Here is a 21,949-nt window from a genome sequence, read left to right as displayed (position 1 = left end):
CGATTAAAAATTAATTTCATTTACAAAATCTGAAATACAATTGCAAATATAGTTTGCTTCAGTCACGGACAAACTAACAGATGACGGAAGGCTCATTCCTAATTCTGATATCTCTGCAGATATTCTTAAGTTTTTATTTTTTCCAAATGGTTTATAAGGGGGCATTACATGCAATGGATAAAAAACAGGTCTAGTCTCAATCCCTCTTTTATTTAGATAATCAATTAAATCATTTCTTTTAAACGGAGCGTTCTCCTTTATTAGAAATGTGTATAGCCAATATGAATTAAATACATCCTGTTTTTCTACCGGAGTTTGAAAAAAAGAATATTTATTTAATGTTTCATTGTAAATTTCTGCCAGCTTTCTTTTAGCATTTACAAATTCTCCCAACCTTTCAAATTGAGCCACACCTATGGCTGCCTGCAAATTTGTAAGCCTGTAGTTAAAACCAATAAAGTCATGCCAGTAACGTTTTTCTTTACTCATTCCGTGATCTCTGAGCACGGCACCTTTATTAGCGACTTCCGCATCTTTAAATAAAACCATACCTCCTTCTCCTGTTGTTATTGTTTTATTCCCAAAAAAACTAAATGTTGCCGCATCTCCAAAAACACCAACTGGTCTGTCTTTATATCTGGAACCTAAGGCTTCAGCACAATCTTCAATAATCAATAAATTAAATTTCTTAGAAAGTGTCATTATTTTGTCCATATCACAAGATTGCCCATATAAATGAACTGGCATTACTGCCTTTGTCTTATTTGTTATATACTGGTCAACCTTATCCATATCAATATTAAAAGTATCTCTTTCAACATCAACTAAAACCGGCGTAGCTCCTGTATAAAGTATAGCATTTATTGAAGCCGCAAATGTTAAATTAGGCACAATAACTTCATCTCCTATTCCTATTCCTAGTGCTTCCAATGCTAAATGCAAAGCAACAGTACCATTACTTACTGCCAGAGCAGGATGATTTTCATGATAATCTATAAATAATTTCTCAAATTGTCTTACATATTTCCCCTGAGAAGAAATCCAATTTGTTTTAATACAGTCGGTAACATATAATAATTCGTTTCCTTCTAAAAGTGGTGCAGAAATAGAAATTCTTCGCAATTTATTAATCGAAGCATAATCAACAATCTTACCTGCAATGTCAACCAATGGAATAATTTTAATCTTATTATTTATATGATTAATTATTGTTTCATTATCTGTATCAACTGAAAGGGAGAAGAAACTTTTATTCATTACATCTTTAATCTCATTATCCAGACTTCCGTCTGATAAAAGAAACCTTCTAATATCACCATCTGTTAAAACTCCAACTAAAACTTTAGATTCATCAGTAATAAATAGTATTCCAAGCCCCAGCTTATCTAGCAGCTGAAGAGCTTCTTTTAACTTCGCATTTTGGTTAATTATAATATCTCTAATATCCATTCTTTTCCAGTAATTTAATTTGTTGCTTTATTTCGTTGATTCCGTCCGTTTTTATTTCAAGTACGTGCACATAATTTTTAAACTTCTTAATATAAGGTAAAAACCAATATTTCTCATTTAGTTGATAATTACAATCTTTCATACCATCGTTATCGCTGTGATGAAATGCCTTAACAAATGGGCTGACTTTTTCAAATTCATCAAACAAATCTAATTGCAGGGTCTGACAACTAACTTTCAAATGAGCGGTATCTAATAACAATCCTAATCTTGGATTTGTGATTGCTTTAAAGAGCCAATCAACCTCTTCGGAACTACAACAAAGTAAAGGGTTCGAACCGTCATAATTAAATGGTGCCAAAACATTATTTTCTATTAAAAAATCAACACCAATTTCATCTGCAAATTTTAGAATTTCAAGTACAGCTTCTAAAAACAATTGCTTATGAAGTTGTTTATCGTAGTCATTTTTTATTGCAATTTTCCTACCTAATTCATTTGGATCCGGATCAATGCAAAATCCAGCATGTGCAGCAAAAAAAGGAGAATTACTTTTTTTAGATAAACTCAATCCATTTTTACAATGCTCAATAGACTTCGTTCTAATTTCAATATTACTACTCCCTAAATTTAAGACAAAAGGAATTTGAGGTGCAGGAAAATAGTTATGAGCCAGTCTTCGTAAATTTGCGTTAGAATAAACATATTCCATATCTTCTCGATATGCTAATCCAGAGCTAAACTCCAAATTCAAATCATTTTCTAGGCAAACCTTTATGATATCTTCTATTGATTGTCCAATAAAAGCTAAGGAACTAACGTATATATTAGATTTCATTAATAACTTCTTTTCATTATGAGTGTATTGCTCTTTTCCAGAATTTTGACTTCTTGAAAACGAAACTTCTTATACATATTACTAGCTATTGTGTTATCTGCATCTACCGACAATGATAATTCTTTTATTTTCATTTGATCAGCATAATTTATAAGGTAATTCATAACTAAATTACCCAAACCTTTTCCCTTGTTATTTTCTGATACAGCAATACCCAGCCATATTACATCTTCTTCTTTATCTAAGTGACCATACGCCATTGGCATATTATTATCTACCGCCAATACTGTAACCAAATGATTCGCGATTACACTTAATGGACGGGATTTAAAATATCTAAAAGTCTTTTCTGAATCACCAATATTTTCAACAAATTGTTCTAAAAGAGCAATATTATCAAAATTTATCATTTTGATTTCTATTTGACTTACCATTCGATACAATTATAATCTAAAATCTCATCTATAGTCATATCTTTAGATACTCTTTTACCTAATACATCATTTAACATATTTATCGGAATACCTTTTAATGGTCTCTTAAAGCCTATATGCATCTCCGTTAAAACCGTTCCCTTTTCCAATGGTAAAATAATAACCATACCTCTTTTCATTCCTAAACTATTTTCAACCTCAATTTGAGAAGGTTTTTTTACAGAACTACCTAAAGCTTTTTCAATGTCACGTATTCCGTTAACCATTACTTTAAACTCATCTGGTGTCAATGAACAAGAATGATCGGGTCCCTCCATCTCTTTATCTAATGTAAAGTGCTTTTCTATAATCTCTGCTCCTAAAGCAACAGCTGCAAAACAGGCATAATTATTAGTCACATGATCAGAGTATCCAACATTTACATTACATGCTGTTTTAATGCTGTTCATTGATAAAATATTAGCATCTTCTATTTTAGAAGGATAATTAGTAGTACATTGCAGAACTACAATATCGTTATTGCCTTCTGCTCTAATAGCTTCTACGCCATTATACACATCAGCTAAAGTTCCCATACCAGTAGACAATAAAATTCTTTTGTTGGTTTTTGCAACATATCTTAAGAAAGGTAATTCTGTTAATTGACCTGAAGCAATTTTATAACAATCGACATCTAGTTTTTCTAAAAAATCTAAATCTTCTTTATTGTAAGGAGTTGATAAAAAATCAATATTAATCTCTTTACAATAATTAATCAAATCAGTATAAACGTCAAATTCAAGTTCTAATTTTTTCAACATATCAAACTGGCTTTCAGTCTTATCTGTAACATCTAACTGATACTTTGCTTTAGGTGATGTCTTTGTTACTATCTGTTCTGCTTTAAAAGTTTGAAATTTAACACAGTCAGCACCTGCATTTTTAGCTTCTTTTATTAGTTCCTTAGCTATTTTAGAATCTCCATTATGATTGACACCTACTTCTGCTATAATGTACGTTTTGTTATATATTTTATCCATTCTGATTTAGTTCTGATATTATTATGAATTTATTCAGCTTTTTATTTACTTTCTAGTAATAGAAAAATCAATTCTATTATTTAGTTACAAGGATTTTTTAATAAAAATTCAGATCGCTTTCTACCATTTCTTTAACCAATGTCTTTAAATCGTATTTGGGCTCCCAACCCAATATAGTCTTAGATTTAGTAGGGTCCCCAATTAACAGATCTACTTCTGTAGGACGATAATATTCCGGATCAACACGAACAACTACTTTACCAATTTCTAATTGATACAAAGGATTATTACAAGAAACAACTTTTGCCACTTCATTTTCATTTTCGCCTTCAAAAATTAATTCAACACCAATTTCAGCAAAAGACATACGTACAAAATCTCTAATATAAGTCGTAACTCCAGTCGCAATAACATAATCTTCTGCTACATCTTGCTGCAAAATTCTCCACATTGCCTCAACATAATCTTTAGCATGTCCCCAATCTCTTTGCGAATTAAGATTCCCAAGATAAAGACATTCTTGCTTTCCTTTTGCAATAGCCGCTGTTGCCATAGTAATTTTACGTGTCACAAAAGTTTCTCCTCGTCTTGGAGATTCGTGATTAAAAAGAATTCCGTTACAAGCATACAAATTATAAGCTTCACGGTAATTCTTTGTTATCCAAAAACCATAAATCTTTGCCACACCATAGGGGGAACGAGGATAAAATGCTGAATTTTCATCGTAAAAACCTTTCTCATTCTTGTTTTCTGCTAGACCTCCATAAAGTTCTGAAGTCGATGCTTGATAAATTCTAGTCTTTTTTTCTAAACCTAAGATCCTAACTGCTTCTAAAATTCGTAAAGTTCCAACTCCATCGACATTTGCAACATACTCAGGCGAGTCAAAAGACACCTTAACATGTGACATAGCTCCTAAATTGTATATCTCATCTGGTTGTACTTCTTGAATTATTCTAATAATATTAGTTGAATCAGTCAAATCTCCATAATGCAATTTAAAGTTAACATGTGATTCATGCTGATCTTGGTATATGTGATCAATTCTTTGTGTATTGAAAGAAGAAGCACGGCGTTTAACTCCATGTACAAAATATCCTTTTTCTAATAATAATTCTGCCAAATACGATCCATCTTGGCCTGTAATCCCAGTTATAAGAGCTATTTTCATGTATTAATATTTCTAAAAAATTATCATTCTAAAGTGTAAAATTACCTTTAGCTTATTTTCGATTTAATTATTATAATTTAACTTCTTTATATTTTCCAATATTTTCTAAAAACCAATTGTAAGTTCTCTGAATACCTAGTTCCAATTCTACTTCATGTTTCCAACCTAAACTATGCATCTTAGAAATATCCATTAATTTTCTAGGCGTTCCATCAGGCTTAGTTGAATCCCAAATTATATCTCCATGATGTCCAATAATCTTCTGAATTGTTTCTGCTAATTCTTTTATAGTCAAATCTACACCTGTACCAACATTATATAAATAATCTGGTAGTTTATTTTCTAAAGCAAAAACTACTGCTGATGCCATATCATCTACAAATAAAAATTCACGTTTAGGGGCTCCACTTCCCCAAAGCGTTACTGGAGCATTGTTATTTTCTTTTGCTTCATGAAATTTACGAATCATAGCTGGTAACACATGAGAAGTATTCAAATCAAAATTATCATGAACACCATATAAATTAGTTGGCATTAAACTAACATAGTCCTTTCCGTATTGATTTCTAATAGCTTGACACGATTTAACACCAGTAATTTTTGCAATAGCATACCATTCATTTGTTGGTTCTAAAGAATCCGTTAATAAATAATCTTCTTTCAACGGCTGAGGTGAAAATTTTGGATAAATACAAGAACTCCCTAAAAAGATAAACCTATCCACATTATTCTTATGGGAAGCATCAATTAAATTATTTTGAATTTGCATATTTTCCATAATAAATTGATATGGATAGTCATTATTTGCTAAAATACCGCCTACCTTGGCAGCAGCATCTATAACAACTTTTGGTTTTTCATCATTTATAAATTGAAAAACAGACTTTTGATCTCTTAAATCTAATTCACTACTAGTTCTACCAACTAAGTTATTGTAACCATTTGCTTCCAATGCTCTCCAAATAGCACTTCCAACCATACCCTTATGTCCGGCAATGTATATTTTTGTATTTTTATTCATTTTCTTAATTAAATAAGTAAGAGCCTTGCTCTTCTAAATCATTATATTTTTTTTTTACATCTTGAGAATACTCTTTTTGTAGAATCATATTTGCTTTATCTGTGCTACAAAAATTGCTTTACGAAGACCTATAAATGCTGAATAAACTGAAGTCCCGATAACCATATTGCCATTTTCATCTATTGGGTGAGCGCTTGAAACTAAATAGTTATAAACAGATTCGAAAGAACCTAAATCAGACCATAAAAAATGAGAAAGAACTACCTTGATTTTTTTACTTCTTTCCATAACAGCATAATCAATACCAATAAAAGGAATATCAAGTGAAAGTTCCAAATCTATACCCATGAACATTTTCTTCCAGAACTAATTTAGTTTTAGCATAAACCAAGTGTACATATTCATTTAATTCATCTAACAAAATTTGAGCTTTAAAACTAAACATGCCACTGTTCAATAAGAAATTGCCATTATTAATAAAATCAATTGCTGTTTCCATATTTGCTTTTCACGGAATGAAATAACATCATTCACTTTTCGTTCAATATATTTTTATCCTGATTCAAATTTTGTACATAGAATTCCAAATGTTACAATAAATCCATTTTGAGCTTTTCCTATAGCATCGTTAATTACAATCTCATAAGCTTACATAACATCAATAACATAATCAGACAGTGTAACAATTAAAATATCATCCTGTTAGCAAAGGCCGAAAAGAAAATTATAACAACAGTATTGCTGGATGTAAATCCTATATATCAAAAAACAACTTTATTTTTATCAAAATTTACTTACTCAAAATGAGCATTATCACAATTACCTACAACAATAACTTTATCAATAAAACTTTGATTCCGATTTAACATCATTTTAAACAAAAACATTTACTCAAAATCTCTAGATATTATTTTGATTTACTTCCTCTTTACTAATACAATAATTCACTTCCAATACCTCCAAAAAGAACTACATATGCAACTAAATTCATAAATTATCATTATTGTCTCAAAATTATTCTTTTTAATGTCAGATATAATATTGCCAACAATCCAAATAAAATTCCTCCCAATAAAAATCCTTTGACCCTACCTAATTTATCATTTGGCAATGGTAAAACGGGACGATCAATTACCTGAATCAGTGGAGTTTCCTTACGTAGAGCAACTTTAGCTAACTCAGTTTGTCTTACTAACTCTGTTAATATAGCAGTATTTGCTTGCACATCAACTTGACGACGAACTGAAGGAGAACGTTGCACATTAAGTGCAGGATTTAACATAAAGGTGTTATCCGTTGCAATAGCTACTCCAGTTATAGCACTGTTTAACTCAACTCTAATAGAATCTCTTTGTCTATTCAAAATATTCATATTGATGCGTGCTTTTTTGCTTTTGGTATCCACATAAAATTTCCCTACTTGCTTTGCAAGGGCCTCACAAAAATATAGAGAAAATAATTCATCTGTAGTAAAAACATCAATTGAAGTTATAGTTGTTTTTTTATCTTTTTGAGCAACAGTTAATGCTTTTTCAGATAATCTATTATAAATAACTCCTAGTATACTATCATGAACTCTGGTCAAATCCTTACGCTTGATATTTGGCAAAAACTGAATATTCTTATACTTAGGTTCTTTATTCCAACTATCTCTCCATTTATTATTTTGAATATACATTTCAGCTAAAGAAATTGTTTTTCTATTAACGGACACAGGTGTTAACAAGGCTTTTTCAACCATTGCTCTTGACTTAAAGAGCTCTGTCAAATTAGAACTAGAAAAAATACCTCCTCCACTACCCCCACCAATATCAAGTCCTAGTGAGCTAGCCAACCCTATAGCACCTCCACCATTCTCATCTTCTAAAGCAAATGTAAGTGTAGCAGTATAAATAGGCTTTTTTATAAATGAATAAGCTAATCCTATAAACGCACCCATTAGACCAACAACTACTATTATTTTCCATTTAGACTGCAGAAAATAAACCCATTTGAGAAATTTTAAAAAAAAATCTTTCAACGATATCTCCTCATCTGTATATTGTTGTTTATTTTCACTCATAAATAATTCATTACTTTTTTTACCCTAAATAATTAAAGAACAACAAAAAAATATTTTCCTTTAAACAATTCAAAAAAACTACTTAAATGCTGTAACAATTAACAATGCTAAACTTGTAATTACGCTACCAATACTTACCCATTCTCCTGTACTCATTTTTGTTCTCTCAGGCTTTTCAGGAACTACAATTTGAGAATCAGGCTTAACCTTGGGGAAATTTTTAAAAAATAAAAAAGACTTGGTCACATCGGCCTTTCCATTAGGATAAATAATGTAAGCTCTTTTTTTCCAGCCTTTATTATTTACCCCACCAACAGCATTCAAATAATAATTAAAACCTTTTCCCTGACGATAAGGAATCTCAGAAGTTAACAAAACGTTTCCTGCTACTTTAACACTCTGATTATTAACAGAAATTTCTATCTGATCTCCTGGAAATAAAATAACATTTGAAAAATGATTCTGGTTCATCATAATTTTTTGCCAGTCAACTGGTATGGTTGCAAATGCAACCTCCTCTAGTTTATTAGCTAACTTATCCGACACATTACTTTCTTCTTTGAAATTAACATCTACATTTTCAACTTCTTGAATTTGTTTCGTCTGAATAGGTCTTTTAATTCTCATTCCTTCAATATTAGCTGTAGGATTTAGTCCTCCCGCACGCATAATAATGCTGTAAATTCTTTCCTCTTTAGAGGCCAATACATATTTACCAGGATATGTTACTGCTCCCGTAACGGTGATCGTTTGTGGTTTTTCATATAAGGCAAGACGTCTTATACTTACGACATCAAAAGGTTGCAAAACAAAATTTTTAGTTTGCTCATTATTATCTGCTTCAATTTCCAGTGTAATTAATTCTACACGCTGAGTGCTTGAAGTATCAATTGCCTCTGATTTAACCATACGAGCAACTTCAACTCTTTTAGAAGCACTACTTGTTAATCCACCAACTTGAACTATTAGATCATTTAAAGTAAGATTCTCATAATAAGGATATACTCCAGGATTTTTCACTTGTCCTTCAATAGTAACCTTATACTCTTCCCTAAATTCTAATATCGAATAAACAGTAAGAACATCTTCTCTTTTTAACTCAATATTCGCATTTAAATCTCCATTCAAAACAGCACTCAAATCAATGTTTACAATTTCAGATGTTAAATTAGGTTTCAATCGAATTATCTTTGCTCTTTTGGTATAAGCATCCTCTTTAAGTCCATCCGCTCTGTTAATTAAATCTAAAACACGCATTCCTTCTTTAAAAGAATAAGTATCTGGTCTAAAAACAGCTCCTTCAATTCGAATACGATTCTCAAATCGGTCTAAAATTCTTGATACTTTAAAAACATCACCTGATTTAGGAACAAAACTGGAAAAATTTTCTGCACTAACATCCTGAACTTTAAATTCCTTACCTGTTTTTTGCTCAACATTTACAGAAGCTGTATAAGCAAACTCATTAAAACCCGAAGCAAATGTTAATAAATCAGTAAATGTTTCTCCAGCTTTCATCTCAAAAATACCTGGTCGTTTAACTTCTCCTGACAAAGTCACTCTCTGAGTATATGCTGGAATTCTAATTACATCATTTTCTCTTAAACCAATGTTATCCGATTGATCTCCTTTCACTAAAAATCGATAAATATCAATATTCTTCCAAACTTTATTATTTCTGATTAATTCAATACTTCTATAACTGCCATTTTTACCTGGTCCACCAGCCAAATACAAAGCATTAAATACTGTTGCCAATGAAGAAACCGAATAATTTCCAGGTTGATTACCACCGATAACTGTTACTTTTATGGTTCTGATCTTATTTAAAGTAACACTAACTTGAGATTGTTGGGACTTTACAGTGCTATAAACTCTAGCAATAGCTGCTTTTATTTTATGAGAAGCAGCCTCTATAGTCATTCCAGATATAGAAATTTGACCAACATATTGAATACTTATCGTTCCTTCTGGGGTTATTGTATTATTACTATTGTACTCCTGAACTCCATATACGGAAACTTGTAATTCATCACCAGGGCCCAATATATAATTAACTGGTGTAGCTAATTTTAAATCCGGTGCGAAATTAAGATTGGAATTATTGAATAACTCTGAGCCAAAAACTAAAGTGTCATCATTTTTTTTTGGATTATTATACTGTGTAGCATTTTGAGTACTTACAACTGTTAAATCACCAGCCGTACCTGTACTAGATACTACGTTTGAATTTATAGTTAAAGATTCTAATCGTGCTTTTAATTTAGCAAATTCTGTAGCACTCATTCCTTTTGATAACGCCATTGGCTCTGCTTGATCTATAGAGACCTGATTATTTGATAATTGCGCTTTAATTTTCGCTATATCATTATCAGTCAAATTATCAACTCTAACCGCACTTAAATCATTCCCTTTCAATATATCCTGAGCTATGATACTACTTGATTGCAAAAGAGTTATAACAAGAATAATTGCTGTAATAATTTTTTTCATTGTATCTATATAGTTTATTCTTTACTTTAAACAACTAAATCACAAGCCATTTTCCAAGGCTTCGCCACTGTGAATCCCATAATAGGGTCACTTTTTCTTAAAATTTTGCAAAAGTACGTTAAATAAAGTGTAAAACGCCTTTTTATATATTTTTTTTTAAAAATAATCTTACTAATTAAATCTAAATTCAGCATCAGACCCATAAAAAGATCATTATCAACAACTTATTTGTTTGTTTTTTTTTAAATTAAATCAATCTTACGACTTATGCTTTCCATTCAACTCTTAAAACACATCCTAAAGATTCTAGTACAAGGATATAATGATTTTGTTTTACTTCTTGCACGATAGCCGACTGCGAAACAAAAGGTCCCGATTCTAATACTATTTTGTCTCCCTTTTGCCATTTATCAACCGTTATCTCAAAAGTATCCGGAGCATTTAACCAATTTTGTATAACCTGAATCTCTGTTCTTTTTACAACAGCAGGCTTTCCTAACCAAAACAAATACCGAATAGCTCCTGGAACTGAAAAAATAACATTTCTATTCTTCTCCTCAATTTTTACAAAAATATAAGAACTAAACAATGGAACCTGTATTTTCTTTTTACGATCAGACCACTGACTAACTTTAGTCACTAAAGGGCAATAAGTCAATACTCCTATTTCACTCAATCGCTCCGCAACTTTCTTTTCCCATTTGGACTTAGTATAAACTACGTACCAGTTCATATTATTTCTGTTTTCCGTTTTCTGTTTTCAGACTCAATACACTCATTCATTATCAACAACATTCATTTTAATCCATTTTCAATCACAAATCCCAACTTTGAACATGACATCCCATTACCGACAACCGACAACCGACAACAGCCTAAAACTTATTCCAGTTTTTTTCAACGTACAATAAAAACTTATATATCGGAGCACCTAATACATCGTACTCAGTGATTAATTTTGAAACCATACCTAAGTATTCAGGATATAAAATTGCAATTTTCTCAAGATGATTAATCGTTTCTAAATTACTGCTATGAGAATAAACTAAAAATTTTATAAAATCAGCCTGATATCTTTTCCTGCCATATCCCTCTACAATATTAGTAACAACAGAATCCGAAGATCTTCTTAACTGACTTCCCAATTCATACAACTCATATTTTGGCAATTGTAAAGACATTTTATGCGTTTCAATAAACAAACTCATCCTTTTTTATAAATCTCTAAATCTTTATAATTCTTCATGTCGATAAATTTTATTTAATAAAATCACATTTCCTATTCTTCATTTTTCAGACCAACTACCCCTCTGGCAACAGAAACTCATAATTCATAACCGAAAACCAACAACAGATAACCGACACCCCTCTACGAATACTGCTTCTCATAATAAGAAGCATATTCTCCAGAAGTTACCCTATTTAACCAATCTTGATTATTCAAATACCAGTCAATTGTAATTTCCAATCCTTGTTCAAAAGTAACTGATGGTTTCCACCCCAATTGAGTATTAATTTTAGAAGCATCAATAGCATAACGCAAATCATGACCTGGCCTGTCTTTTACATAAGTAATCAATTTTTCTGATTCTCCTTTTGCTCTACCTAATTTGGCATCCATAATTTGACAAAGTACTTTCACTAAGTCTATATTTTTCCACTCATTAAAACCACCTATATTGTAAGTTTCATGATTTCTTCCTTCATGAAAAACCAAATCAATAGCCACAGCATGATCTTTTACAAACAACCAATCTCTAGTATAATTTCCATCTCCATAAACTGGCAATGGTTTATTATTGATGATATTATTAATAAACAACGGAATTAATTTCTCAGGAAAATGATTTGGTCCATAATTATTAGAGCAATTGGTAAGCACATAAGGCAAACCATAAGTTTCACCATAAGCTCGGACAAAATGATCAGAACTGGCTTTGGAAGCCGAATAAGGAGAATTCGGATCATACGGAGTTGTTTCGGTAAACAACCCTTCAGCTCCAAGGGAACCATAAACCTCATCTGTACTTACATGATAAAAACGTTTACCTTCAAAATTTCCTGCCCATTGTTTTTTGACAGCATTCAACAAGTTCATAGTACCAATAACGTTTGTTTTAACAAATGCTAAGGGATCTTTAATAGAACGATCTACATGTGATTCTGCGGCTAGATGGACTACACCATCAAACTGATGTTTCTGAAATAAATTATCAATAAAATTTTCATCAACAATATCTCCTTTTACAAAAATATAATTAGGCTCCTTTTCGATATCCTTGATATTCTCCAAATTACCAGCATAAGTCAACGCATCTAGATTAAAAATTTGACAATCAGGATAATTTTTCACAAACCGCCTAACAACATGTGACCCTATAAATCCTGCTCCTCCGGTAATAAGTATCTTTTTCATTTTGAATTTCAATTAATGTAATAAAACTGAATTTTGTTTTTCCAACTCACTATAAATACCCTTAACGTCTTGCGAATTTTCTTTCTGCAAAATTAAATTTGCCGTATTGGTATGTACAAAAATGGTGTTTTTTAAACCTAAAAAAGTAGTATGACTGTCACATCCTATGACCATATTCCCATTACTATCAACCGGATGTCCTTTTGAAACTAAATATTCGTAAACCGATTCAAATGAACCCAAATCAGACCATGAAAAAGAAGCATGTACTACTTTAATTTTTTTACTGTGTTCCATTACAGCATAATCGATACTAATGGAAGGAATCGCTAAGGATAAATTCAAATCTAAAAAACCATCCTCAGAAGCTTCCCAAACAGCTTTAGCTCTTTCATAAACTTCAGACTGAAATACTTTCAATTCTTCCAAAAGGACAGCTGCTTTAAAACAAAACATTCCACTATTCCATAAAAAGTTCCCCTTTGCAATAAACTCATTTGCAGTTGTTTCATCTGGTTTTTCTCTAAAAGACAACACATTATCGCCTTCCGATTCAATATAACCATATCCAGTTTCAGGCTTCGTAGGAATAATTCCGAAAGTCACAATAAAACCATTTTCTGCTTTTGAAACTGCTTCGTGAATAGCATTATTATAATCTTCCATTCTATCAATAATATGATCCGAAGGAGTTACAATTAACACATCTTCCGGATTAGAAGCAAAGGCTGCAAAAGCTATCGCTGCAGCAGTATTTCTTGGTGTAGCTTCAACAATATCCACATAAGTAGTATTGGTTTTAGCCATCACTTCACCACTTAATTGATGATTATCAATGTTCCCTACAACCATTATTTTGTTTGCTAAACGACTATTACGCTCAACTGTCATTTCAAACAAAGATTTATTTTCAAATATTTCTAAATATTGCTTAGGCTGACTTTTACGAGAAAGTGGCCATAAACGACTCCCAACACCACCAGTTAAAATTACATGTACTATTGAACTATTCTTTTTCATTCTTATTATTTAAAATAAAGGAGATACGGACTAAAGTCTATTATCTGCTATCAATTCTAAAACCCCTTTAACATCATACAACAAACTATTCTTTTTCCTTAATTCAGAAAAATTCAATTTTAAAAAATCAGCATGAGCAACACCTAAAACTATAGCATCAAAAGTGTCTTGCGGCTTCTGATTTACGGTTAATAAACCATATTCCTCCTGCACTTCTATTGGGTTAGCCCAAGGATCAAAAATCTTTACCTGAATTCCGTAATCTTCTAACGATTTAATAACATCAACAATTTTAGTATTTCTGACATCTGGACAATTTTCTTTAAATGTAATACCTAACATTAACAAACTTGCTCCATTGACGTTTATTCCTTTTTTAATCATAAGCTTCACCACTTGTGAAGCCACATATTCACCCATACTATCATTCAAACGTCGACCTGCTAATATTATTTCAGGATGATACCCTTTCTCTTGTGCTTTTTGAGCCAAATAATACGGATCAACTCCTATGCAATGCCCTCCAACTAAACCTGGCTTAAATGGTAAAAAATTCCATTTTGTCCCCGCCGCTTTAAGTACCGCCGAAGTGTCTATATCCAAAAGATTAAAGATTTTAGCTAACTCATTTACAAATGCAATATTGATATCTCTTTGAGAATTTTCGATTACTTTAGCCGCTTCTGCTACCTTAATAGAAGGTGCAAGATACGTTCCTGCAACAATTACTGATTGGTATAATTCATTTACTTTTTTACCAACTTCAGGAGTAGATCCCGAAGTGATTTTTAAAATTTTATCTACCGAATGTTCTTTATCCCCTGGATTAATACGCTCAGGTGAATACCCCGCAAAAAAATCTACATTAAAAAGCAAACCTGATTTTTGTTCTAAAACTGGAACACATTCTTCCTCTGTTACACCTGGATAAACAGTAGATTCATAAATTACAATATCGCCTTTTTTTAAAACAGCACCAACTGTTTCACTAGCTTTATATAATGGAGATAAATTAGGACGATTATTTTTATCAACAGGTGTTGGAACTGTAACTATATAATAATTACAATTGACTATATCGTTTATTTCAGAAGTACAATACAGTCCTTTTTCATTACTATCTTTTTGAACTAGAACTTTCAACAAAGTCTCATTATCCACCTCAAGAGTAGTATCGATTCCCGATTGTAAAGCCTGAACTCTCGTTTGATTAATATCAAAACCTACAACAGAAAATTGAGTTGCAAATAAGCGAGCCAAAGGCAAACCAACATATCCTAAACCAATGATCGCAATTTTAATATCTGTATTCAATTTCCTAAAACTTATTTATATTTTTTAAGAAAAAGCGAATATACTTAAAAATCCCCTCTTTCAAATCAAGGTCGCAAATATACTAAAAATCTTAATCGGATTTTGTTAAAATTAACAGCTTCAAATCAAAAAAAAGGACTAGATAAATCAAAAACATAATTCCTTAATAGTCAACAAAATCCCTCTTTTTTGAAATTACAAAAAGTAAAAAAACATAGAACTAATTCTAAAAATCAGCTTTTTAAATTATTTATTTCATAAAAGCCAAAACAAACCCAACTCTTCTTTTAAAAAATTTCTAAACACCCAATCAAGAACCAATAGCCTGATAAACAAAACCAATTTTTCCTAAAGCATCTTTATCCAATATATTTCTACCATCAAAGACAAAGGCTGGCTTTTGCATACCGTCATAAATTTTTTGCCAGTCATACTTAACAAACTCGTCCCATTCAGTGAGAATGGCTACAGCATGAGCATTTTCACATGCCAAATAAGGATCATTAAAAGAAACCACACTATTGGCATTCGAATCAGCACTTCTAGTTTCTAAATAATCCAAATCGGCTAACACTTTCTTTCTTGAAACTTTTGGATCATAAACAGCAATCTTTGCCTGTTCGTTTATCAAATCATCGGCAACATAAATCGCAGCTGATTCCCTTGTATCATTAGTATCCTTTTTAAATGCCCATCCTAAAAAAGTTATCTTTTTATCAGCAACTGTATTGTATAATGTTTTTACAATATTACTTGAAAAACGACGCTTTTGATGATCATTTAAAATAATTACTTGCTCCCAATAATCTGCTACTTCATTTAATCCATATGATTTTGCAATATAAACCAAATTTAAAATATCTTTTTGAAAACAAGAACCTCCAAATCCAACAGATGATTTAAGGAATTTAGACCCAATTCTACTATCCATCCCAATAGCTCTAGCTACTTCATTCACATTAGCACCTGTTTTTTCACATAATTCTGACATCGCATTGATTGAAGAAATTCGCTGAGCTAAGAAAGCGTTAGCTGTTAATTTTGACAATTCAGAAGACCAAACATTGGTTGTCAAAATTTTATCTCTACTCACCCAATTAGCATACACACCAACCAAAGCTTGTATGGCTTTTTCTCCTTCAGCCGAAGTATCTCCACCAATTAATATTCTATCTGGATTTAATAAATCATCAACCGCAGTCCCCTCAGCCAAAAATTCAGGGTTTGAAAGGATTTGAAATTGAACACCATTTCCTGTATTATCCAAAATACTCTTGATAGCCTCAGCTGTTCTTACTGGCAATGTAGATTTCTCTACAACTATTTTGCTATCTTTAGCAACCTTTGCTATTTGTCTTGCACATAACTCAATATATTTTAAATCAGCAGCCATACCTTTACCTTTACCATAAGTTTTTGTAGGTGTATTAACTGAGATAAAAATGATTTGAGCTTCCTCTATAGCTTTATCAACATCGGTGGAAAAAAACAAGTTTCGTCCTCTTGCTTCAGCAACAATTGTATCTAATCCTGGCTCATAAATAGGAATATTATCTGTATTTTCATCATTCCAAGCTGCAATTCTTTCAGCATTTAAATCTACAACTGTTACTTGAATGTGAGGGCATTTTTGTGCGATAACTGCCATAGTTGGCCCACCAACGTATCCAGCTCCAATGCAACAAATTTTAGTAATTTCCATTTGTTTAATTTATAAATTATTTATTTTTTGTTTAAATTATTCCAATACCAATCGATTGCTTCCTTTAATCCTTCTTGTAAAGAAAACTTCGGGTTGTACCCTAGAATTGATTTTGCTTTTTCAATACTCGCCAGTGAATGAGGAATATCACCATTTCTAACTGCTCCGTATTCAATTTCAATATTTTCAATTTCTGGATCGTATTTTGCTAACATTTTTTTTAAATACCCAATCAGATCATTCAACGTATTTCGATCTCCATAAGCGGTATTATAAACCGTATTTACAGCTTCAGGATTTTGGGTAAGCATTGCCAACTCATTCATCTGAATTACATTATCGATATACGTAAAATCCCTGGAAAAATTTCCATCGCCATTTATCGTTGGACTTTCATGCTTCATCAATTGCATCACAAATTTGGGAATTACAGCTGCATAAGCTCCATTAGGATCTTGTTTTCTTCCAAAAACATTAAAATAACGCAACCCTATAGCCTGTAATCCATAGGTTTTACTAAAAATATCAGCATATAATTCATTCACATATTTAGTAATGGCATAGGGAGAAAGAGGCTTACCAATTACATCCTCAACCTTTGGCAACCCAACCGAATCTCCATAAGTAGAAGAACTAGCTGCATAAACAAAACGTTTAACTTTGGCTTCACTTGCAGCTACCAACATATTTAAAAACCCAGAAACATTAACATCGTTACTCGTTATCGGATCCTGAATTGATCTTGGCACAGAACCTAAAGCCGCTTGATGCAAAACATAATCTACTCCTTCTATGGCTAATTTGCAGGTTTCTAAATCACGGATATCACCTTCAATTAATTTAAAATTATCCTGATCTATAAAATCATCTAAATTGTATCGATGACCAGTAGAAAAATTATCTAAACAAACGATATTGTATTTTTTGGATAAAAAATACTCACATAGATTAGAACCAATAAAACCAGCCCCTCCAGTGATTAAAATTTTAATTTCTGCATTTTTTTCCATTTTCTTATGCTTTCAAAATTTAAAATTAAGACTTTCTCTTAATCTTCATTCTTTCTACAAAACTCTTTTTCTTTTCAACTTCATGATATCCACTTGAGTAATTCCCATTACCATATCCATATCCATAACCGTACCCGCCACCATATTTGGCTTTATTTTCAAATCCATTTAAAATTATGCTGGTATTATGAAGTTCCTCTCTATTAATCCTATTGTTCAACAGCGTAATCATATCTTTCTTTGTAAAATTCTGCCTTACGATATACAAGACAACATCACTATATTGAACCAACTCTAATGAATCTGCAACTAATCCAACAGGAGGAGTATCCAACACTATGTAATCATATTGAGTTTTTAATTCCTCAATTAATTCTCTCATTGCTTCGCTCAAAATCAACTCTGAAGGATTAGGCGGAATAGGACCTGATAAAATTACATCCAAATAAGGCACAGAAGTCTTATTTACTATCTCATCTAAAGTTTTGTCCTTGATTAAATAATTAACAACACCAACTTTATTCGTCAAATTAAATTCATCAGATAACTTTGGCTTCCTCAAATCTAATCCGACGATTACAGTTTTTTTCTCACTTAATGCAAAAACCGTAGCGATATTTATCGAACAAAAAGTTTTCCCTTCACCACTAACCGATGAAGTGATCATTAAAGTCTTGGCTCCTTCAACAAGATTTTTTTTGTATAAAAATTGTAAAGAAGAACGAATCCCCCTGAACGATTCTGATAAAGCTGATTTTGGTTTTTCAAAAACGGCTAAATTATTTTTATCCGAATTAACTCCAACTACCCCTATCAATGGTATACTGGTTAATCTAGCAATATCCTCAGGGTTATGGATTGTGTTATTTACAAAAAAAAGAATACTGATTACCAACAAAGGTAATAACAACCCAAGGAATAATGCTAAAATATAATTAACACCTGTTTTGGGGCCTATAAGTCCTCCCCCAATATCTTTTGCTGGGTCTATAAAATGAACATCAGGCAAATTAGCCGCTTTCACTATATCAGCTTCACTTCTTTTTTGCAAAAAAGTATTATAGATATTATCATTTAAATCATATTTCCTCTTAATCTTTATTAATTCTTGTTGCTGATCTGGAAGACGCTTAATCTTACTTTCGGCTTCATTAACTTTACTTTGAGCTATTGCCAAATCGTATTGCAAAGAGGATTTAGCCGTAACAATGTTTTCTAATAAAACATTTTTTACCGCTTCCATTTGATTATCAAAATCTCTAAATATCTTTTCACTTTTTACTGCATACGCCATTTCAGATCTTTGAGTAGAAAGAGCAATCAGTTTAGACACATTAACGACAATATTTGGATCTTCAATACCTGCCACTGAAGGTGCTGGCAATTTTGAATAATCTACACTATTCTTCAAATACGCTTTTAAAGAATTATAATACGTAATTTTCCTGTTTATTTCATCTTTTGCTGCATCAAAAACGAGAATTTGTTCCGAAAATTTATTTCCTCCCTCTCCCTCGATTTCGTAAATATTCTTATCCTTTCTAAAAGACTTTAACTCATCACCCGTTTTTTTCAACTCTGATTCCATGGCAATAAGCGTACTATCGATAAAATTAATAGTATTAGTAGCAAACTGATTCTTACTATCCAACTGTCTTTTTATGAGCATTTTTACTGTAGAATTAAGGTATTCTACAATCCGGGCTTTATTAGTTCCTTGCATGCTCAATGTAATTATTGAGCTTCCTCTATCATCCGTTTTCACATTTATATCTCTATAAAAAGAAACGGTTTTATCAAAATCATTAAACCTTACAAAATACTCATTCCCAACATAGAAACCAGGATTATCATTTATTTGCAATTTCCAATTTAAAAAAGGGAGATTTACTGGTTCTCCAACCTTAAACTTCTTAGCATACTCCCCTTCTACTACCGAAGTATTACTTTTACTATTATCAAAATAATGTATTAACGATACATATGTACCTTCAAAAAGAACACTAAGCTCGTATTCATTTGCGCTTAAAAATTTTATTTTGATAGGAATTCCTTCTAACTGACCTTTCGTTTTATCAATATTAACATAAAAAGGAACAGCCCCATAAGCATCGATCAGGTTATATTCTCCTTGTGACAAATAATCAATATAAAATTGTAATTTATCGACTACCAATTCATTATGCGAACGAGACTGTAAGGTTGTTGAAATGGTCTGAATCTGATCTGAAGCTCCTCCCCAATTAAAAACCAAATTGGTACTTGAAGTAAAAAGAGGATTAGTTTCTTCTTTGACAGAAATCAACGTATCAATACTATATATTTTTTCTTTACGGATGTTGATTTGATAGGCTATTATTAAAGCAACAATTACGGTAAACAAAAACCATTTCCAGTAGCTGAATATTTTTAGCAAATAACCTTTAAAATCAAAACTTGAGGTATTTTCAAAAACATTAAAATCTTTAATATCTAACATACTTTTGGGTTAATTTAAATTTTTAATCAACAAATAAGTTGTTGTAAATAAAGATAGTAATGTAATAATTGTAGTTAATGACTGTATCGCTGTACTACCTGTTCCCCAAGTTTTCTGTTTGAGTGGTTTTACATAGATATAATCATTAGGTTGCAAAAAATAATAAGGGGATTTCATAACATTTACATCCGTCAAATCCAAATCTTTCATTTCTGTCCCGTTTGGAGTTTGCCTAATTACTGTTACCGCTTTTCTGTTTCCTGTAGTAGTAATATCACCAGCATTTGCAATAGCTTCTAAAATATTCACTTTCTCCTGAAACAAAGTTTTTGTACCTGTATTATTAACCTCACCGTTTATAGTATAACGAAATCCTGCTAATTTAACCACAACAAAAACACTAGCATTGTCTTTAAAATAATCTGCTAATAATTGTTTTTCAATATTGACACGAACTTCTTCTAATGTATATCCCATTACATTCATTTCACCTAAAACAGGAATCCTTATATTTCCATGATCATCTACTGTAAAACCATTAAAATACAAGCTCGAATCGGAATAATTTGAACTCGAATTCCCTGATGTTGTTCCATCGGCTACTGGATTAAAAATAGCCACAAACTTAGGATCACTAGCTTTTATATTAATATTTAAAATATCATGAGGTTGCAAACGATAGGGTTTAGATTCTACCATTGCGACTGGATTTGCATTTTCTGGATTTCCCTTTTTTTGGAGATAAACCAAATCTTTTACAGGAATACAAGATGTAAACAAAACATTAATTAATAGGAATATATAGAGGAAATGCTTCTTCATTCAAATTTATTTAAGGGCAAATATAGTTTTTACTTTACTATTTAAAAAGTATTTACCTAACTCTATAGGCTATTTAATTGGTTTTTAAAGATTTTTCAAAAGGGACTCTTTGCAATATACTTCTTCCTAGAGTAACTTCATCTGCATATTCTAACTCGTCTCCAACTGCTATACCCCTCGCAATCGTTGATACTTCGATGGGCAAATCAGAAATTTGTTTGTAGATATAAAAATTGGTTGTATCTCCTTCCATGGTTGAACTCAAAGCAAATATTATTTCTGTTATCTGTCCTAACTTGGCTTTTTCTACCAAGCTCTGAATTGTAAGTTGGCTTGGACCTATACCATCAATTGGTGAAATTTTACCTCCTAAAACATGATAAACTCCTTTAAATTGTCCTGTGTTTTCTATTGCCATAACATCACGAATATCTTCAACTACACATACAATTTTATAGTTTCTGTTTGAATTCGAGCAAATTTCACATATGTCATTATCCGAAATATTATGACATTTTTTACAATATTTTATCTCCTCTCGCATGGCGACTAATGCCTGCGAAAGAAAAGTGACTTGCTCTTTAGGCTGTTTCAAAATATGCAAAACAAGTCTCAATGCGGTTCTTTTACCAATCCCTGGCAATTGAGCCATTTCATTAACTGCTTTTTCGATTAATTTTGAAGAAAATTCCATAAATA

19 protein-coding genes are annotated in these 21,949 nt (G+C 31.6%); all 19 read right to left on the bottom strand.

Annotation, left to right across the window (positions count from 1 at the left end):
• Window positions 1-3 precede the first annotated feature (3 nt).
• Complete coding sequence (locus tag ABEB18_RS11520) at window positions 4-1,449, bottom strand: aminotransferase class I/II-fold pyridoxal phosphate-dependent enzyme (protein WP_348799450.1); 1,446 nt, start codon at window positions 1,447-1,449, stop codon at window positions 4-6.
• Window positions 1,439-2,287 carry a sugar phosphate isomerase/epimerase family protein gene (locus ABEB18_RS11515; RefSeq protein WP_348799449.1) on the bottom strand — a complete coding sequence of 283 codons (849 nt, stop codon included), beginning with the start codon at window positions 2,285-2,287 and terminating at the stop codon, window positions 1,439-1,441. The genes ABEB18_RS11520 and ABEB18_RS11515 overlap by 11 nt, the downstream gene beginning before the upstream one ends.
• On the bottom strand, window positions 2,287-2,721 hold the full coding sequence (locus ABEB18_RS11510) for a GNAT family N-acetyltransferase (protein ID WP_348799448.1): 435 nt from the start codon (window positions 2,719-2,721) through the stop codon (window positions 2,287-2,289). The genes ABEB18_RS11515 and ABEB18_RS11510 overlap by 1 nt, the downstream gene beginning before the upstream one ends.
• Entirely contained in the window at window positions 2,715-3,740 is a 1,026-nt protein-coding gene (gene neuB / locus ABEB18_RS11505) for an N-acetylneuraminate synthase (RefSeq protein ID WP_348799447.1), read from the bottom strand. Before neuB ends, ABEB18_RS11510 begins: the two co-directional genes overlap by 7 nt.
• Before the next feature lie 97 nt (window positions 3,741-3,837).
• Complete coding sequence (gene gmd / locus ABEB18_RS11500) at window positions 3,838-4,911, bottom strand: GDP-mannose 4,6-dehydratase (RefSeq protein WP_348799446.1); 1,074 nt, start codon at window positions 4,909-4,911, stop codon at window positions 3,838-3,840.
• A gap of 70 nt (window positions 4,912-4,981) precedes the next feature.
• On the bottom strand, window positions 4,982-5,932 hold the full coding sequence (locus ABEB18_RS11495; RefSeq protein ID WP_348799445.1) for a GDP-L-fucose synthase family protein: 951 nt from the start codon (window positions 5,930-5,932) through the stop codon (window positions 4,982-4,984).
• 84 nt (window positions 5,933-6,016) lie between these two features.
• Window positions 6,017-6,280, bottom strand: coding sequence for a hypothetical protein (locus ABEB18_RS11490; protein ID WP_348799444.1), 264 nt, complete (start codon window positions 6,278-6,280; stop codon window positions 6,017-6,019).
• A 652-nt stretch (window positions 6,281-6,932) separates the two neighbouring features.
• Window positions 6,933-7,994 carry a Wzz/FepE/Etk N-terminal domain-containing protein gene (locus ABEB18_RS11485; RefSeq protein ID WP_348799443.1) on the bottom strand — a complete coding sequence of 354 codons (1,062 nt, stop codon included), beginning with the start codon at window positions 7,992-7,994 and terminating at the stop codon, window positions 6,933-6,935.
• Window positions 7,995-8,072: 78 nt separating this feature from the next.
• Window positions 8,073-10,487, bottom strand: coding sequence for an SLBB domain-containing protein (locus tag ABEB18_RS11480; RefSeq protein WP_348799442.1), 2,415 nt, complete (start codon window positions 10,485-10,487; stop codon window positions 8,073-8,075).
• A gap of 265 nt (window positions 10,488-10,752) precedes the next feature.
• The gene (locus tag ABEB18_RS11475) at window positions 10,753-11,220 is read right to left on the bottom strand and encodes a UpxY family transcription antiterminator (protein WP_348799441.1); all 468 of its coding nucleotides are present in this window, start codon (window positions 11,218-11,220) and stop codon (window positions 10,753-10,755) included.
• A gap of 142 nt (window positions 11,221-11,362) precedes the next feature.
• The gene (locus ABEB18_RS11470; RefSeq protein WP_348799440.1) at window positions 11,363-11,668 is read right to left on the bottom strand and encodes a four helix bundle protein; all 306 of its coding nucleotides are present in this window, start codon (window positions 11,666-11,668) and stop codon (window positions 11,363-11,365) included.
• A gap of 188 nt (window positions 11,669-11,856) precedes the next feature.
• Window positions 11,857-12,903, bottom strand: coding sequence for a dTDP-glucose 4,6-dehydratase (rfbB, locus tag ABEB18_RS11465; protein WP_348799439.1), 1,047 nt, complete (start codon window positions 12,901-12,903; stop codon window positions 11,857-11,859).
• A gap of 12 nt (window positions 12,904-12,915) precedes the next feature.
• The gene (locus tag ABEB18_RS11460; protein ID WP_348799438.1) at window positions 12,916-13,923 is read right to left on the bottom strand and encodes a mannose-1-phosphate guanylyltransferase; all 1,008 of its coding nucleotides are present in this window, start codon (window positions 13,921-13,923) and stop codon (window positions 12,916-12,918) included.
• Window positions 13,924-13,953: 30 nt separating this feature from the next.
• Window positions 13,954-15,237 (bottom strand): nucleotide sugar dehydrogenase, encoded by a 1,284-nt coding sequence (locus ABEB18_RS11455; protein ID WP_348799437.1) that lies wholly within the window; start codon window positions 15,235-15,237, stop codon window positions 13,954-13,956.
• A gap of 310 nt (window positions 15,238-15,547) precedes the next feature.
• Window positions 15,548-16,939 (bottom strand): UDP-glucose 6-dehydrogenase, encoded by a 1,392-nt coding sequence (locus ABEB18_RS11450; RefSeq protein WP_348799436.1) that lies wholly within the window; start codon window positions 16,937-16,939, stop codon window positions 15,548-15,550.
• 20 nt (window positions 16,940-16,959) lie between these two features.
• Window positions 16,960-17,949: an SDR family oxidoreductase gene (locus ABEB18_RS11445; RefSeq protein WP_348799435.1), complete on the bottom strand. Its 990-nt coding sequence runs from the start codon at window positions 17,947-17,949 to the stop codon at window positions 16,960-16,962.
• Window positions 17,950-17,974: 25 nt separating this feature from the next.
• Window positions 17,975-20,428, bottom strand: a complete 2,454-nt coding sequence (locus ABEB18_RS11440; protein WP_348799434.1) for an exopolysaccharide transport family protein — start codon at window positions 20,426-20,428, stop codon at window positions 17,975-17,977.
• Between the two features lie 9 nt (window positions 20,429-20,437).
• Window positions 20,438-21,250 (bottom strand): polysaccharide biosynthesis/export family protein, encoded by an 813-nt coding sequence (locus tag ABEB18_RS11435; RefSeq protein ID WP_348799433.1) that lies wholly within the window; start codon window positions 21,248-21,250, stop codon window positions 20,438-20,440.
• 73 nt (window positions 21,251-21,323) lie between these two features.
• Window positions 21,324-21,944 carry a recombination mediator RecR gene (gene recR / locus ABEB18_RS11430; protein WP_348799432.1) on the bottom strand — a complete coding sequence of 207 codons (621 nt, stop codon included), beginning with the start codon at window positions 21,942-21,944 and terminating at the stop codon, window positions 21,324-21,326.
• Window positions 21,945-21,949: the final 5 nt, after the last annotated feature.

It is taken from the genome of Flavobacterium adhaerens, from assembly GCF_040045115.1.
GTDB lineage: Bacteria > Bacteroidota > Bacteroidia > Flavobacteriales > Flavobacteriaceae > Flavobacterium > Flavobacterium adhaerens.
The sequence above is the reverse complement of the archived record's forward strand: the minus strand, read 5'-3'. Positions and strand labels throughout refer to the sequence as shown.

Bases quoted from the DNA above. Each gene is read 5' to 3' on its own strand.
- ABEB18_RS11515 (WP_348799449.1), bottom strand. From the start codon at position 2,287: ATGAAATCTAATATATACGTTAGTTCCTTAGCTTTTATTGGACAATCA.
- ABEB18_RS11435 (WP_348799433.1), bottom strand. From the start codon at position 21,250: ATGAAGAAGCATTTCCTCTATATATTCCTATTAATTAATGTTTTGTTT.
- ABEB18_RS11490 (WP_348799444.1), bottom strand. From the start codon at position 6,280: ATGGGTATAGATTTGGAACTTTCACTTGATATTCCTTTTATTGGTATT.
- rfbB (WP_348799439.1), bottom strand. From the start codon at position 12,903: ATGAAAAAGATACTTATTACCGGAGGAGCAGGATTTATAGGGTCACAT.
- ABEB18_RS11470 (WP_348799440.1), bottom strand. From the start codon at position 11,668: ATGTCTTTACAATTGCCAAAATATGAGTTGTATGAATTGGGAAGTCAG.
- ABEB18_RS11510 (WP_348799448.1), bottom strand. From the start codon at position 2,721: ATGGTAAGTCAAATAGAAATCAAAATGATAAATTTTGATAATATTGCT.
- neuB (WP_348799447.1), bottom strand. From the start codon at position 3,740: ATGGATAAAATATATAACAAAACGTACATTATAGCAGAAGTAGGTGTC.
- ABEB18_RS11440 (WP_348799434.1), bottom strand. From the start codon at position 20,428: ATGTTAGATATTAAAGATTTTAATGTTTTTGAAAATACCTCAAGTTTT.
- ABEB18_RS11475 (WP_348799441.1), bottom strand. From the start codon at position 11,220: ATGAACTGGTACGTAGTTTATACTAAGTCCAAATGGGAAAAGAAAGTT.
- gmd (WP_348799446.1), bottom strand. From the start codon at position 4,911: ATGAAAATAGCTCTTATAACTGGGATTACAGGCCAAGATGGATCGTAT.
- ABEB18_RS11460 (WP_348799438.1), bottom strand. From the start codon at position 13,923: ATGAAAAAGAATAGTTCAATAGTACATGTAATTTTAACTGGTGGTGTT.
- ABEB18_RS11495 (WP_348799445.1), bottom strand. From the start codon at position 5,932: ATGAATAAAAATACAAAAATATACATTGCCGGACATAAGGGTATGGTT.
- ABEB18_RS11445 (WP_348799435.1), bottom strand. From the start codon at position 17,949: ATGGAAAAAAATGCAGAAATTAAAATTTTAATCACTGGAGGGGCTGGT.
- ABEB18_RS11480 (WP_348799442.1), bottom strand. From the start codon at position 10,487: ATGAAAAAAATTATTACAGCAATTATTCTTGTTATAACTCTTTTGCAA.
- recR (WP_348799432.1), bottom strand. From the start codon at position 21,944: ATGGAATTTTCTTCAAAATTAATCGAAAAAGCAGTTAATGAAATGGCT.
- ABEB18_RS11450 (WP_348799436.1), bottom strand. From the start codon at position 16,939: ATGGAAATTACTAAAATTTGTTGCATTGGAGCTGGATACGTTGGTGGG.
- ABEB18_RS11520 (WP_348799450.1), bottom strand. From the start codon at position 1,449: ATGGATATTAGAGATATTATAATTAACCAAAATGCGAAGTTAAAAGAA.
- ABEB18_RS11485 (WP_348799443.1), bottom strand. From the start codon at position 7,994: ATGAGTGAAAATAAACAACAATATACAGATGAGGAGATATCGTTGAAA.